Here is a 15,457-nt window from a genome sequence, read left to right on the forward strand (position 1 = left end):
CGGCGTTCTTCCGCCGGACAGCGCCGACCGGTACTTATGTCCCGCTCATGGCGAACAGCCATGGCCCCCACCCTCACACGGGACGAGGTACCCCCATGCGACTGCGCAAGAGCACCATCGGCGGGCTGCTCGCCGCCCTCCCCCTGGTCGGCGCCCTGGTCGTCGTCACCCCCGCCACCGCCGGGGCCACGGGCAGCAGCGGCAACCTGATCGTCAACGGCGACGCCGAGGCCGGCGGCTACTGCACCGGCGACTGGAGCGCCGCCAGCACCGTCCCCGGCTGGACCGTCCAGGCCGGCGGCATCGACGCCATGTGCCACTCGGTCGCGTCCTTCGGCCTGCCGACCGACGGCCGGACGCCCGGCAAGGCCTTCTTCGGGCCGGGCAACTTCGGCGACGGCTCGATGGCGCAGACCGTCGACGTCTCCTCGGCCGCCACGGCGATCGACGGCGGCGGTGTGCACTTCAACCTCTCCGGCTGGCTGGGCGGCTGGACCGTCAACAGCGGCTACGTCGCCGTCAGCGTGCACTTCCAGGACGCCGCCGGCCGCCCGCTCGGCGCCACCGCCAATCTGCCGACCGTCTCCGCGACCGACCGCGGCCTGAGCACCAAGTTCCTCTCCCGCAGCACCACCGGAGCCGTCCCGACCGGGACCAGGTCGATCCAGGTCGAGGCACAGTTCCTCTCCACCTCCAGCGAGACCGGCTACCTGGACAACCTCTCGCTCACCCTCGACACCCCGGTCACCCCGCCCGCGCCGCTCACCCCGCCCGCGTCCGCCGTACCGGGCTACGACCACGTGTTCGTCGTCATGATGGAGAACACCGACTACAGCCAGATCATGAACGACCCGGCGGACACGCCGTTCATGCACAGCCTGATGTCCCAGGGCGCCACCCTCACCGACTCCCACGGCGTCTACCACCCCAGCGACGAGAACTACCTCGCCATCGCGGGCGGCGACACCTACGCCAAGGGGGCCACCTACTTCCCCAACATCAACTCCCCCCAGCGCAACCTCGGCGACACCATCGAGGAGGCCGGCAAGGCCTGGAAGGCCTACGAGCAGGGCATGGGCACCCCCTGCAACACCGGCAAGAGCAGCAACAGCTACTACGAGCCCGACGACGCGCCGTTCATCAACTACACCGACATCAGCGGCAACCCGGCCCGCTGCGCGGCGCACCTCTTCGACACCACGCAGCTCACCACCGACCTGCAGTCCGCGGCCACCACGCCGAACTTCTCCTGGATCGCCGCCGACGACTACTACGACGGCGAGGCCTCCGGCAACGGCAGCGCCACCAGCCTGAAGGTGCAGGACGGCTGGCTGCAGCAGACCCTCGCCCCGGTGCTCGCCTCCCCGGCCTGGACCCAGCAGCGCTCGCTGCTGCTGCTCACCTGGGACGAGAGCCACGCCGAGGCCTACAACCACCTCGCCACCGTCGTCGTCGGCTCGCAGGGCACCGTCCCGGCCGGAACCAGCAGCCCGCTGCACTACGACCACTACAGCGTCGGCCGCACCATCGACGCGGCCCTCGGCCTGCCCGGCCTGACCGCCAACGACACGTACGCGACGCCGCTCAACGCCGCCTTCGCGCCGTCCCGGGCGACCACGCCGACGCTGACCGGCGACCTCAATGCGGTGGCCAACGGCGGCAACGTCACCCTGCGCTACGGCCTGCCGAACGCCTCCCAGGCCGGTGCGAAGAACTGGATCGGCTTCTACCCGGCGGGCGTGACCCCCGGCTCGCGGTCCTCGCTGACCTGGTCCTACACGCCGAACCAGAGCGGCGCGGTCACCTTCTCCACGGGCAAGCTGGGCGGCGCCGGCGCGTACGACGCGTACTTCATGGCCAACGACGGCTACTCGGTGCTGGCCGGCCCCTTCCGGCTGACCGTCGGCTGACGCGACGTCGTCCCCGGTGTGGCGGGTCCTCGTCGGGCCCGCCACACCGGGCGGACCGGGCGACGAGGCCGTGCCCGGCCCGGCCCCGGTGGCCGGGTCGCGGGATGCTCAGGCCGCGGGGAGGCCGAACCGGGCGCGGTGCGAGGCGGGGACGAGGTCGGCGTACTCCGGGTGCTTGGTGATCCAGCCGCGGATGAAGGGGCAGTAGGGCAGGACGGAGAGCTTCTGCTCGCGTGCCGTGTCCAGGGCGGTGCGCGCCAGCTTGCCGCCCAGGCCGCGTCCCTCGAAGCGGGGGTCGATCTCGGTGTGGATGAAGGCGATCTCGTCGCCGGAGCGGTGGTACTCGGCGAAGCCGGCGAGTTCACCGTTGTCGTGGATCTCGAACCGCGACTTCTCGGCGTTGTCGACGACGGACTGCTCCATGGTTCCTCCTCCGGTGGCGCGGCCCGGGGCGGGCCGACGAGGAAGACTATAGTTGAAGAATCAACATTCGTCATCAGTGATCGTCGGCCCTGTGGTCCGGGTCGCCGCCTCGTCGGGCGCTCATGTGCGCAACCTGCGCGATCCGTGCTCGATTCTGATTGTTGTTGCCGAGACCTTGTCAGGAATGAGCAGGGCGCCGTACAAATGATCCGGCTGAGGCACTGTCAGCCACCGCCCTGACCCCGAGATTCCGTGAGGTCGAAGCGTGTCAACTGCCTTCCCCCGGTGGCTCCGCGCCGCCGTCGCCTGCTGCACGACGCTCGCCGCGGTGTCCGCGGCGACGCTCATGGCCCAGCCCGCGGCAGCCGCGGAGCCCTCCCCGCCAGGCGCCGTCGCCGACTACCCCAACTACGCCCCCACGCCGCCCATGGGCTGGAACGACTGGTCGTACTACCAGTGCGGGATCGACGAGAAGACGATCCTCGGCAACGCCCAGGCCCTGGTCACCACCGGGCTGGCGAAGAAGGGGTACGACACCGTCACCATCGACGACTGCTGGATGTCCCATCAGCGCGACGCCCAGGGCAACCTGGTCGCCGACCCGCAGCTGTTCCCGCACGGGATGGCCTACCTCGGCCGCCAAATCCACGACCTCGGGCTGAAGTTCGGCATCTACGAGGACGCCGGGACGACCACCTGCGGCGGCTACCCCGGCTCCCTCGACCACTGGCAGCAGGACGCCGACCTGTTCGCGTCCTGGGGTGTCGACTACGTCAAACTCGACGGCTGCAACGTCCCCACCAAGCCCGGTGAGACCGAGGAGCAGAGCTACCGCGACACCTACACCGCGATGAGCCGGGCGCTGCTCGACACCCACCGCCCGATGGTCTTCTCGATCTCCGCGCCCGCCTACTTCCAGGGTACCCCGAACTGGGACTCCGTGATCCGCTGGTCCGCGCCGCTCGGCAACCTGTGGCGGGAGGGCGCGGACATCGCGCTCGGCCAGGAGAGCGGCCGCGCCAAGTGGGCGTCGATCGCCTACAACTACGGCTACAACGTCGGCCTGGCCGACCTGCAGCGACCGGGGCGGTGGAACGACCCCGACTTCCTGCTCGCCGGCGACTCCGGGCTCAGCCAGGACGAGATCCAGAGCCAGGTCTCGCTGTGGGCCATGATGGCCGCGCCGCTGATCTCCAGCACCGACCTCACCCGGCTCTCCCCGGCCGCGCTGGACGTGCTCGGCAACCGCGACGTCATCGCGGTGGACCAGGACCGGCTCGGTGTCCAGGGGCGCGTCGTCCAGCGCGGGGCCGGCTACGACGTGCTGAGCAAGCCGCTGGCCGGCGGGGACCGCGCCGTCGCGCTCTTCAACTCCTCCGACACCGCGCAGACCATCACCACGACCGCCGCCCAGGCCGGCCTGCCCGCCGCCGCCGGCTACCGGCTCGACGACCTGGTCGGCAAGCAGGCCACCGGTACGACCGGCGTGATCTCCGCGAACGTCCCGCCGCACGCCACGGTGCTCTACCGGGTCCACCCCGGCGCGGTCCGCAACCTGGCGCCCGCGACCACCATCACCTGGCGCGACGTCAGCACCGCCCAGGAGCCCGGGACGTACCGGGTCACCCTGGCCGATCACGGCTCCGTCGCGCTGAACGACACCCGGCTGAAGATCAGCGCCCCCGCCGGCTGGAGCGTCACCCCGGCGACCGTCACGCTGCCGCGCATCGCGCCGGGCGAGGCCGCGTCGGCCACCGTGACGTTGCGCGCTCCCCAGGGCACACCCGGCACCACGGTCACGGCGGTCACCGCCACAGCGAGCTACCGGGCGCGGCCGACCGCGGTCGACACGGTCAGCGGTCAGCAGACCATCGTGCAGACCGTGCCCTACCCCTCGCTCGCGGCCGCGTTCGACAACGTCGGCGCGACCTCCGAGAGCGACACCGCCCCCGGCAACTTCGACGGCAGCGGGGACAGCTACTCGACCCAGGCCCTGGCCGCGGCCGGCGCCACCCCGGGCGCCACGATCGACGCCAACGGGCTCGGCTTCACCTGGCCGTCCGCGGCCCCCGGCACCAACGACAACGTGTCGGCCGCCGGACAGGAGATCACCCTCGGCGGCCAGGGCCAGGCGCTGGGCTTCCTCGGAGCCGAGGCGGGCTTCGCCTCCGGCACGGTCACCGTCACCTACACCGACGGCACCACCAGCACCGGCCAACTCGGCTTCCCCAACTGGTGCTGCACCCCGACCGACGCCTACGGCGCGAAGCCGGCGCTCACCATGGACCACCGCAACACGCCCACCGGCCCGGCCAACTACGGCATCAGCTACGGCGTCTTCACCAACACCGTCCCGCTGACGCCCGGCAAGACCGTCCGCACCGTCCGGCTGCCCGACGCCCCCACGATCCACGTGTTCGCGCTGGCCGTCCAGCCGTGATCCACGCCGCCCGGCCCGCGGAGGCAGCCCCGCGGGCCGGGCAGCACACCGTGCCCGACGCCGCCCGCCCCGTCCGGCCGCCCCGACGGCTGTCGGCCCGGGTCGCTCACCTTTCGGGGCGGGGGACCCGGGCCGACTGCGGGTGTTCGGCGGGATGCTCCTACGGACGTCAGAACGCGACGATGCCTTCGCCGCCGATGCCGCCGGGGACGGTCTGCGAGCCGATCGGCGTGAGTGAGCCGTCGTCGTTGATCGCGAACTCGTCGAGGATGCCGTTGACGCCGGTCTGGACGTACAGGAAGTGCCCGTTCGAGGAGACCGCGGCGTCGACGGTGCCGGGGTCGGTGGGCGTGTTGCCCAGAACCGTCAGCCGGCGGCCGCGGTCGGCGGTGCGCAGGCCGGTGAGGGTGGAGCTGCCCGCGTTGGAGGCGTAGAGCAGGTCGCGGACGGCGACGATCCAGCAGGTGGCGGCCTGGTTCGTGGCCGCGAACGCCTCCTGCGTCGCGGTGCCGTCGTGGTGGACCGTGAAGGTGGCGACGGCGTTGGTGCCGGCCTCGGTCAGGAACAGGCCGTGCCGGCCGTTGGGGACGAACGCGAACGGCACCGCCCCGGGCAGGCTCGTGGTCACCGGGGTGGCGGCGGGGGAGCCGGAGCGGTCGAGGTTGAAGACCAGGAGGCTGCTGCCGTTCGCCTTGGTGGTCACCACGAGCTGCGAGCCCTCGCCGGTGAAGCCGACCTGCCCCGGGGTGTTGGTGAACTGGGGTGTGGCGTTCGGGTCGAGCCCCAGCGGACGGTTCCGGTCGGCCTGAGCCTCCAGGCGGCCGCGGTGGACGGTGTAGCCCTGGATCGAGCCGCCGTTCAGCGCGTTGAGGACGTAGACGGTGTCGTCGTGCACCGCGACGCTCACCGGGAAGCGGCCGCCCGAGCCGACCACCTGCCGCAGCTCCAGGCGGTCGCCGTCCACGGAGAACACGGAGACGGTGTCGCTCCCGGCGTTCACCGCGTACAGCAGGGCGTGGTCCGGGTCGTAGGTGAGCGAGCCCTGGGAGGCGAGGTGGTCGGCGACCGATCCGTCCAGGACGCCGCCGAGGCCGTGGGTGTCGTATGTCCCGGCCTGGGTGAGCTGCCCGTCGTCGGCCCTCCGGTAGGCGATGACCTGATTGCCCGCCGGGTCGTCGGTCTGGACGAACACCGCGTGGTGCCCGCCGCGCTGGTGTCCTCCGCCGCCGTGCGTCGCGGCGGACACGGACGGGGCGCCCGCGGCCGCCGCCGCGAGCGCGGTCGCGACGGCGACGGCGAGCCGAGTGATCTTCTGCATGGGGTTCTGCCTTCCAGGGTTCCGGGATCGACCCCGGCCGGGCCGTGGCGCCCTGGCCGGAAGTCGGAGCGACGGGGGCGAGGGTGTGTGGCGGGCGAGAAGGCTCGCCACATCGCCCCGGGACACGGTATGTGACGTTTTGTCCGAAACCGCTGAAGGTGACGGGTCGAGAGCCGGGGTGCCCGCGGGCGTACTCACGTGAGGGCGCTCCGAACGAGTCCGGCGGTGCACGTGTCGCTCGGGGGCGCGTGCGCCGGGGTGCAGGACAGTGGGAGGACGACGGCGCCGAGGGACAGTGGGCAGGGATGGGATTCCGGGTCGGATGCGGCGGGAGCACGGGGTGTCATGAGTGACACCGCCTGGACCGGTGCGGCGGTGGCCGGTGTCGTGGCCGTGTACGCGCTCGGGTCGGCGCGGCTGGCGCGGTCGCCGGTGTCCGCCGCGATGGTGTTCGTCGGCTGCGGGATCCTGATCGGGCCGGTCGGCCTCGACCTGGTGAGCCTGGCGCACGACGCCGGGCCGTTGCTCGCGCTGCTGGAGGCCGCCCTCACCCTGGTGCTGTTCACCGACGCCACGTCGGTGCGCCTCGGGGATCTGCGCACCGGCGGAGCGCTGCCCGGCCGGCTGCTCGGGATCGGGCTGCTGCTCAGCATCGGGGCGGGCTGGTTGCTGGCCTGGCCGCTCCTGCCGGGGCTGACGGCATGGGAGCTGGCACTCGTCGGTGCGATCCTCGCGCCCACGGACGCCGCGCTCGGCGCGAGCGCCATCTCCGACCCCCGGGTTCCGCGACTGGTCCGTCAGACGCTGAACGTGGAGAGCGGACTGAACGACGGCATGGTGCTGCCCTTCTTCGTCCTGTTCCTGGCCGGCGTTCCGGGGACCTCCTACGCGGAGGAGGGCGTGGCCGGGACGTTCTGGCGCGCGCTCCTGCTCAGCACCGCGCTCGGCCTGGTCCTCGGCTGGGCCGGCGGCCGGCTCCTGCGGTGGGCGGCGGCGCGCGGCTGGGTGACGGCCGAGTGGCGCCAGATCCACGTCCTCGCGGTGGCCGTCGCCCCGTACGCGCTGGCCGTGGTCACGCACGGGAGCGGCTTCATCGCCGCGTGGGTGGCCGGTCTCGCGTTCGCGCAGGCGTCGGGGGCGGGCGCGTCCGCCGCAGCCGACGAGCCCGGCGCGCCCGCCGGAGCCGACGGGCGCACGACCGACCTGGCGGAGTACCTGGGCGGCCTGCTGGCCGTGCTGAGCCTGTTGTTCTTCGGCGCGGTGCTGCTCGGCCCGGCGCTGGAGCACCTCAGCTGGCGGATCGTCGGCTACGCCGTGCTCAGCCTCACCGTGGTCCGGATGGTGCCGGTGGCCCTCGCTCTCCTCGGCAGCGGTCTGCGGCCGCCCACGGTGGCGTACATCGGCTGGTTCGGGCCGCGCGGCCTGGCCTCGATCGTGCTCGGGCTGCTGGTCGCCGAGGAGCACATCACCGCGGTGGCGACGATCGGGCGGGTGGTCGCGGTCACCGTCGGCCTGAGCGTGCTGCTCCACGGCGTGTCCGCGGTGTGGGCGGCCGGCCGGTACGGCGGGTGGTACCGGCGTGCCGCCGGCGCACTGCCGGGGTTGCGGGAGAGCGCGAGCGTACCGGCCGTGCGACGGCGTCGCAGGATCACCCTCGTTCACCGGTCGGACAGCTGAGCCGCAACCGTTTCACCGTTCCGTCGCGCCACCTCGTTCCGGGCGGGCCGCGGTGGAGAACTCCCGTCGTCACAGGTCACAGGGCATATCGTCAACTCCTTTGCACCCGTGGGCAGTCAGCCGTCCGGCGGGTCCGATTCCGAAAGCCGAGCACAAGATGCACACATCCCCTTCTTCGGGCGGCCCTGATGCTCTAGATTGACCGTGCTTCGCGAGTTTGGGCACGAGTGGACAAATGGTGATCTACGGGCCCGGCCCTGCGGACGGCCAGCCGCCGTGCCCCGGCGCCGGTCGTGGGGGTGATCGAGTTTCTTTGAGCCCGAGAGGGCGCTTGGCGTGCCGGGAGCAACCGTCGACGGGTTCCCGCGCGCATCGAGGGGCCGGCAGGACGTACGGGTCCGCTGCCGTTGCCGCCCGGGTGGGATGTTCACGTAGCACTGCAACGAACCGGTGTGCCATGTCCGGGAGGCGGGGGCCTCCCCGAGGAGGGAACAGCGCGGCGCGGGAGGCGGTGCCTCCCGGGGGAGGAACAGTGCGGGAGGCGCGGGTGCCTCCCGGGGGGAGGAACCGTGTGGAGCGAACACGTCGAACCCACTGGTGACTTGGAAAACGCTGTGGAGGAGGGGGAGTTAGCCGACTCGTTTCTGCCGGGGCGGGGGCGTCCGGGGAGCGGGGCGATCAAGCGGCCCGCGCGCCACTGGGAGCAGCGGTACCGCCGGACCGTGATCATCAGCGACACCGTGGCCACCGCCTTCGTCGTGGCGGCGATCGGCGGCTTCTTCGGGGTCAGGGACGCGGCCAACTGGCACGAGAAGTGGGGGATCCTGGCCTTCGGCACCGAACTGCTGGTGCTGGGCGCGCTGATGGTGACCCGCTCGTGGGCTCCGGCCGTGCTCGGCCAGGGCGCCGAGGAGTTCCGCCGGCTCGGACGCTCGCTGTTCACGGCGGCCGTCGTCCTGGCGCTCGGCGGGATCGCCCTCAGCTCGCACAACATCAGGCTCTGGATCTTCGTCGCGATCCCGGCGATCACGCTCGTCACCATGACCGAGCGGTACCTGCTGCGGCTGCGGCTGCACAAGCAGCGCAACGCAGGGCTGTGCCTGCGCCCGGTGCTCGCTGCCGGGAGCGTGGCCACCGTGCGCGACCTGATCGCCCGGACCCGCAAGTTCCCGCACCTCGGCTGGCGGGTGGAGGCGGTGTGCACACCGGACGGTCTCGGGCCCGACGGTGACCGACTGGACGGCGTGCCGGTCGTCGGCCGGCTGACGGACGTCGCCAACCACGTCCGCCGCGACGGCTACCGCGTCGTGGCGATCACGCCGGACCCGCACTGGTCGCCGGACCGGCTGCAGCGGCTGGCCTGGAACCTCGAAGGCAGCGATGCCGAGATGGTCGTGGCCCCCGTGCTGATGGAGGTGGCCGGCCCGCGGCTGCACGTCGACGCGGTGCTCGGGATCCCGATGCTGAGGGTCAGCATGCCGACCTTCACCGGGGGGCGCCGGGTGGTCAAGGAGGTCGTCGACCGGCTGGGCGCCGCGGTCCTGCTGGTCCTGCTCGCGCCGCTGATGCTGTCCGTCGGGCTGCTCGTGCTGGCGGACAGCCGGGGCGGGGCGCTCTACCGTCAGCACCGGGTCGGCAAGGACGGCCGCGAGTTCACCATCGTCAAGTTCCGCACCATGGTCGTCGGCGCCGACCGGGCCCGGGCCGGGCTGACCGACCGCAACGAGGGCGCCGGCCTGCTGTTCAAGCTCCGCCGGGACCCGCGGGTGACCAGGGTGGGAGGGGTGCTGCGCCGGTACTCGCTCGACGAGCTCCCGCAGCTCGTCAACGTGCTCACCGGCTCGATGTCGCTCGTCGGTCCGCGGCCCCCGCTGCCGGAGGAGTCCGCGGCGTACGGGCCGGACATCCGGCGGCGGCTGCTCGTCAAGCCCGGGCTCACCGGGCTGTGGCAGATCAGCGGTCGCAGTGACCTGCCGTGGGAGGAGGCGGTGCGGCTGGACCTGCGGTACGTGGAGGACTGGTCGCTCGCCCTGGACACGGTGATCTTGTGGAAGACGCTGCGTGCGGTGCTCCAGGGGCAGGGGGCCTACTGATGGGTGGGGGGCGTCGTCCGGACGGCGCGCGGACGGCAGGCCGCAAGGGCCTGCCCGAGGGGAGGAACGGGTCATGAGGATCAGCGTCCTGGGGCTCGGCTACGTGGGCTGCGTGTCGGCCGCGTGCCTGGCCAGCCTGGGTCACGAGGTCATCGGGGTGGACGTGAACCAGGTGAAGGTCGACCTGGTCAACGAGGGAAAGGCCCCGGTCGTCGAGGAGCGGATCGGCGAGCTCATCGCCGAGGTCGTGCGGACCGGGGCGTTGCGCGCGACCGCCGACGTCCGCGAGGCGATCACGGGCAGCGAGGTGTCGCTGGTCTGCGTGGGCACGCCGTCGGAGCCCAACGGCAGCCTGTGCACCGCCTACCTGGAGCGGGTCACCGAGCAGATCGGTGCCGCGGTGGCCGAGCGGGGCGGGCGGCAGACCGTCGTGTTCCGCAGCACCATGCTCCCGGGCACCTGCCTGAACCTGCTGGTCCCGATCCTGGAGAAGTACGCCGGCGGCACGGCCGGGGTGGACTTCGGGGTCGCCGTCAACCCGGAGTTCCTGCGCGAGGGCACGAGCGTGCGGGACTTCTTCGACCCGCCCAAGACCGTCATCGGCGAGCTCGACCCGGCGAGCGGCGACGTGGTCGCGGCGCTGTACGAGGGGCTGCCCGGCGAGGTGTTCCGGGTGCCGGTCCCGACGGCCGAGGCGATCAAGTACGCGGACAACGCGTTCCACGGCCTCAAGATCGGCTTCGCGAACGAGCTGGGCGCGGTGTGCCGGGCGCTCGGGGTGGACTCGCACCAGGTGATCGACGTCTTCCTGGCCGACCGCAAACTGAACGTCAGCCCCGCCTACCTGCGGCCCGGCTTCGCCTTCGGCGGCTCCTGCCTGCCCAAGGACCTGCGCAGCCTGGTCCACGCGGCGCAGCGGGCCGACGTCTCGGTGCCCATCCTCGCCCACGTGCTGCCCTCCAACGCCGAACACCTGCAGCGCGCGGTGGAGTTGGTCGAGCGCACCGGCAAACGCCGGGTGGGCCTGTTCGGCCTGTCCTTCAAGCCCGGCACCGACGACCTCCGCGAGAGCCCGCTGGTCGAGCTGGCGGAGCGGCTCTTCGGCAAGGGCTACGACCTGCGGATCTACGACCCCAACGTGAACCTCTCCCGGCTGCTCGGCGCGAACCGCGACTACATCGAGACCCGGCTGCCGCACCTCGCGCAGCTGCTCGCGGAGTCCGTCGACGAGGTGCTCGAACACGCCGAGGTGTGCGTGGTCGGCACCAGGGAGCCGGCCGTGCTGTCGGCGCTGCCCCATGAGGGCGGCCCGGAGATCGTCGACCTCATCCGCCTTCCCGACGCCGACGTGCGCCGGACCGAACCGGGGTACACGGGCCTTGCTTGGTGACACATCGTTCAGTGACACGTCGTCCGGTGACGCGGCCGGCGGCGACGGGCCGGCCCGTCGTGCGCTGGTCCTGGTGGAGAACCTGTCGGTGCCGTTCGACCGGCGGGTGTGGCAGGAGTGCACGACGCTGCGCGACGCCGGTTGGGAGGTGCACGTCGTCTGTCCGCGCGGGACCAAGCGGGACACCGAGCCGGAAGCGGTGATCGACGGGGTGCGGATCCACCGCTACCCGCTGCGCGCGGCCACCGGCGGGCCGGCCGGCTACCTGCGGGAGTACGGATCGGCGTTGTGGCACACCGCCCGGCTGGCCCGCAGGGTCGGCCCGGTCGACGTGGTCCACATCTGCAATCCGCCGGACCTGCTGTTCCTGCCGGCCCTGCTGCTGAAGCGGCGCGGGGCGCGGATCGTCTTCGACCAGCACGACCTGGTGCCCGAGCTGTACCTCTCCCGGTTCGACCGCGGCGCGGACCTGCTCCACCGTGCCGTGTGCGCGCTGGAACGGCGGACCTACCGGGCCGCGGACGTCGTGCTCTCCACGAACGAGAGCTACCGGGACGTCGCGCTGCGCCGCGGCGGCCGGCGGTCGGAGGACGTCTTCGTGGTGCGCAGCGCGCCCGACACCGAGCGGTTCCGGCCGGTGCCGCCCGAGCCGGAGCTGAAGCACGGCAAACCCCATCTGCTGTGCTACCTCGGTGTGATGGGCCCGCAGGACGGCGTCGACTACGCCTTGCGGGCCCTCGCGAAGCTGCGCGACGAGCAGGGGCGGACCGACTGGCACGCGGTGTTCGTCGGCGGCGGCGACACCTTCGACGCGATGGTGGAGCTGTCCCGGCGGCTCGGACTCTCGGACCAGGTGCAGTTCACCGGGCGCGTGCCGGACGCCGACCTGGTGCGCTACCTGTCCACCGCCGACGTCTGTCTCTCCCCGGACCCGCGCAACCCGCTCAACGACGTGTCGACCATGAACAAGGTCCTGGAGTACATGGTGATGGGCCGGCCGATCGTCTCGTTCGACCTCCGGGAGGCGCGGGTCTCCGCCGGTGACGCCGCCGTCTACGCGCCCGCGAACGACGAGGCCGAGTTCGCCCGGCTCATCGCGCTGCTGCTGGACGATCCGGAGGAGCGGGCCCGGATGGGCAAGATCGGCCAGGAGCGGATCAACGGGCCGCTCGCCTGGCGGAACTCCCAGCGGTCGCTACTCGCCGCCTACGCCGCCGCCTGCCGTGGTCAGGCGCCGGTGTCGGCGGGCAGCCCGAACCGGGCAGGGAGAAGGCCCCGCCGTTGAGCGATGAAACGATACGTCTGGTCACGATCGGTCGGATCCTGCGTCGGCGCTGGCGGCTCCTCGCCGTCCTCGCCGTGCTGGGTGCGCTCGTCGGCTACGGCGCCTCCTTCCTGTTCCCGCCGCGCTTCACGACGTCGGCGTCGGTCCTGCTGCCCGGAGCGTGGCAGGAGCGCGAGCTGCTGACCCAGGCGGAGATCGCGACCAGTTCGGTGGTGGTCGACCGCGCGGCCGCCGCACTCGGCTGGAGCGGCGTCACCGGCACCGAGCTGCAGGACCGGGTGAGCGCCACGGCCGCCGACGGGAACATCATCAAGATCTCGGGTACGGCCGAGACCCCGGAGCGCGCCCAGCAACTCTCCGACCAGGTCGCCCAGCAGTTCGTCACCTTCGCCGCGCGGATCGCGGGCGACAGCACCGACCCGGCGGCGTCCCAGCCCGAGGCGCTGCGGCAGATGGTGGTACAGGCCAGCCGGCGCATCACCGACCTGGCCGACGCGGCCGATCCGGCGCAGACCGTGGAGAGCGTGCAGACCCGCACCGAACTCGCCAAGCTGCGCACCGCGCTGCAGGACGCCGTCAAGAAGCTGGACCAGGTCGACCCGGCCGCGAACCGGGCCAACATGGTCGTCATGGGGCCGGCCGCCCGGCCGACCGGCGAGGCACCGCCGACGCGGATGCAGCTCGTCGTCGCCGGGGCGGTGCTGTCCTTCCTGCTCGCGGTCATCGGCCACCTCACCGCCGCACGGATGAGCCGCCGACCGCGCACCGAGCCCGAGATCGCCGCGGCGCTGGGCGCGGTGGTCCTCGGAACCGTCGACGTACCCGGTGAGCGGCCCGCGCGGCGGCCGGCGGGCGGTGGCCCGCAGGCCCGGTTCCGCCGGCTGCTGGGCGTCGACACCCGGTGGGACGTACCGACCCCGCAGGCCTCCGGCGACGAGGCCGGCCGACAGGTCCGCTACCGGCGGGTGTGCGCCCGCCTCCGGGACCGGCTCCCCGCCGCCCAGCGGCTGCTGGTCCTCGTCCCGGACGGCGACGACACGGCCCGCCGGGCCGCCGACCGGCTCGTCGCCGAGGCCGGGGGCGATCCGCTGCTGCGGGTGGTGGGGGTCTCGGTGTCCCGGCCGCTGGTGCCGGACCGTGACGACGAGTCCGGTGCCCTGCTCGTGCTCAGCGCGGGCAGCTGGACGGCGGGGGAGCTCGCCGGCATCGCCGAGGCGTGTGCGGACGCCAGGTACAAGGTCGTCGGCACGGTCGTCGCCGGCACGGTCCGGGCCCGTCCGGCGCGGGGGGCCGGCCGTACGCCAGAGGGGGCCGGCCGTACGCCGGAGAGCGCCGAGCCCGTGCTCGCGCCCCCGGCCGCCGTCGGCGACGAGGCGATGAGGGGTACGGGGTGACGACGAGCACGACGTCGGAGTCGCCGACCGCCACCCCGCTGCTGGACCTGCAGGCGCTGGTGGTCGCGGTGCGCAGGCGGCGCCGCCTCTGGTGCGCCATGGCGCTGCTCGGGCTGCTCGCCGGCGCGGCGGCGGCGGTACTGATGCCGGCGCCGCCGAGTGCGGTGGCCAAGGTGCTGGTCGCGCACCAGGCGGACCAGCCGAACGACCCCGGAACGCTGATCCGCACCGACGTCGCCCTGCTGCAGACCACGGGGATCGCCGGCCAGGCACTGAAGGCCCTCGGCTCCTCGGAGAAGCCGGAGGACTTCATGCAGGACTACGGGGGCATCGGCCTGACCAACAACCTGCTGCAGATCACCGCGAAGGGGAGCAGCGACGCGGAGGCGGTGGCCCGGGCCAAGGCACTCGCCGAGACCTTCGTCGCGGACCACGTGCGGCGGATCCAGGAGGCCGCGGACGCCGAGGCCAAGGGGCTGCTCGACCAGCGCGACCGGCTGCAGGACCAACTCGCCCAGGTCAACAAGGCGATCGGCGACGCGACGCCGCAGAGCGGGCCGAAGGCGTCGGCGAACCTGGAGTCGCTCTTCGCCAGCCGGGCCGAACTCACCTCGCGGATCACCGACTTCGGCCAGCGCGCCGCCGAGGCGAGCGTCGGCACGCCCCGGCTGATCGCCGGCACGCAGATCGTGGACACCCCGCGCGCGGAGCGGCACTCGCTGCCGAAGACCGCCGTCACCGACGCCGCGGTCGGGCTCGTCCTCGGGCTCGTCCTGGGGCTCGCGGTGTCCGCGGTCGGCGTGGTGGTGGCGGACCGCCCCGTGCTGCGCCGGGAGATCGCGGCGAACCTCGGTGCCTCGGTCATCGCGGAGCTGCGCGGCCTGCCCCGCCGCCGGGCCCGACGATGGCAGGGCCGCCGGGCCAGGGCGGCCCGGACCCGGCTCACCGCGACCCTGGCCCGCACCGTGCGCGACGGCGCGGAACCGGTGTCACTGCTGGAACTGGGCTGCGCGCGCAGCACGAGCGTGATCGCCCTGGACCTCGCGGGGGCACTGGGGGAGGAGGGGCCGGTGGTCGTGGTCGACGGCCTGCCCGGCTCCCGGCTCGCCAAGCGCCGCGCCGCGCCGGGGGAGCCGACCGTGGTCGCCGACGGGACGGCCGAGGCCGAGCCGGCCCAGGGGCGCCGGATCGGCGTCGGCTCGGTGGCGCCCGGCACGGCGTGGACCGACTTGCGCCACCTCGGCACCCGGACCGTGCTCGTGGTGCGTGCCGGCCACGGCAGCGCCGCCTGGCTGCACACCGTGGCGCGACAACTCGCGGACCAGCACATACCGGTGATCGGTGTGGTGCTGATCGACCCCGACCCGCGGGACCGGACCGACGGAACGCTCTGGGACGGGCCGCACACCGCGCCGCGCGGCCGCAACGAGCGGCCCGCCCGGCAGATCGGGACGGGGCGGCGGCGGACGGAGCGACTACCGATGTGGACCGCCATGGTCCCGGACAGCGACCAGGAGGCGAGGTAGG

General features: G+C 73.0%; 10 protein-coding genes. 8 read left to right on the forward strand and 2 right to left on the reverse strand.

Annotated features, from left to right (window positions below; all coding sequences use genetic code 11):
* Positions 1-95 precede the first annotated feature (95 nt).
* Entirely contained in the window at positions 96-1,910 is a 1,815-nt protein-coding gene (locus ABTY56_RS26585; protein ID WP_350631695.1) for an alkaline phosphatase family protein, read from the forward strand.
* A 108-nt stretch (positions 1,911-2,018) separates the two neighbouring features.
* On the opposite strand, the gene ABTY56_RS26590 is transcribed toward ABTY56_RS26585, so the two are convergent.
* Positions 2,019-2,333, reverse strand: a complete 315-nt coding sequence (locus ABTY56_RS26590) for a GNAT family N-acetyltransferase (RefSeq protein ID WP_350631696.1) — start codon at positions 2,331-2,333, stop codon at positions 2,019-2,021.
* A gap of 265 nt (positions 2,334-2,598) precedes the next feature.
* On the opposite strand from ABTY56_RS26590, the gene ABTY56_RS26595 reads away from it, so the two are divergent.
* Positions 2,599-4,773: a beta-sandwich domain-containing protein gene (locus ABTY56_RS26595; protein ID WP_350631697.1), complete on the forward strand. Its 2,175-nt coding sequence runs from the start codon at positions 2,599-2,601 to the stop codon at positions 4,771-4,773.
* Between the two features lie 169 nt (positions 4,774-4,942).
* On the opposite strand, the gene ABTY56_RS26600 is transcribed toward ABTY56_RS26595, so the two are convergent.
* Positions 4,943-6,091, reverse strand: coding sequence for a lactonase family protein (locus ABTY56_RS26600; RefSeq protein ID WP_350631698.1), 1,149 nt, complete (start codon positions 6,089-6,091; stop codon positions 4,943-4,945).
* Positions 6,092-6,436: 345 nt separating this feature from the next.
* On the opposite strand from ABTY56_RS26600, the gene ABTY56_RS26605 reads away from it, so the two are divergent.
* The 6 genes from ABTY56_RS26605 (at position 6,437) to ABTY56_RS26630 (ending at position 15,456) form a co-directional block, all read left to right on the forward strand.
* On the forward strand, positions 6,437-7,768 hold the full coding sequence (locus ABTY56_RS26605; protein WP_350631699.1) for a cation:proton antiporter domain-containing protein: 1,332 nt from the start codon (positions 6,437-6,439) through the stop codon (positions 7,766-7,768).
* Positions 7,769-8,382: 614 nt separating this feature from the next.
* A complete protein-coding gene (locus tag ABTY56_RS26610; protein WP_502893193.1) occupies positions 8,383-9,861 on the forward strand; it encodes a sugar transferase in 1,479 nt (492 codons plus the stop codon).
* A gap of 73 nt (positions 9,862-9,934) precedes the next feature.
* Positions 9,935-11,251, forward strand: coding sequence for a nucleotide sugar dehydrogenase (locus ABTY56_RS26615; protein ID WP_350631700.1), 1,317 nt, complete (start codon positions 9,935-9,937; stop codon positions 11,249-11,251).
* On the forward strand, positions 11,241-12,536 hold the full coding sequence (locus ABTY56_RS26620; protein ID WP_350631701.1) for a glycosyltransferase family 4 protein: 1,296 nt from the start codon (positions 11,241-11,243) through the stop codon (positions 12,534-12,536). The genes ABTY56_RS26615 and ABTY56_RS26620 overlap by 11 nt, the downstream gene beginning before the upstream one ends.
* Positions 12,533-13,930, forward strand: a complete 1,398-nt coding sequence (locus tag ABTY56_RS26625) for a Wzz/FepE/Etk N-terminal domain-containing protein (RefSeq protein WP_350631702.1) — start codon at positions 12,533-12,535, stop codon at positions 13,928-13,930. The genes ABTY56_RS26620 and ABTY56_RS26625 overlap by 4 nt, the downstream gene beginning before the upstream one ends.
* On the forward strand, positions 13,927-15,456 hold the full coding sequence (locus ABTY56_RS26630; RefSeq protein ID WP_350631703.1) for a Wzz/FepE/Etk N-terminal domain-containing protein: 1,530 nt from the start codon (positions 13,927-13,929) through the stop codon (positions 15,454-15,456). The genes ABTY56_RS26625 and ABTY56_RS26630 overlap by 4 nt, the downstream gene beginning before the upstream one ends.
* The last annotated feature ends 1 nt before the right edge of the window (position 15,457 follow it).

Origin of the sequence: Kitasatospora sp. NPDC097691 (assembly GCF_040302665.1) — a bacterium.
Taxonomy (GTDB): Bacteria; Actinomycetota; Actinomycetes; order Streptomycetales; family Streptomycetaceae; genus Kitasatospora.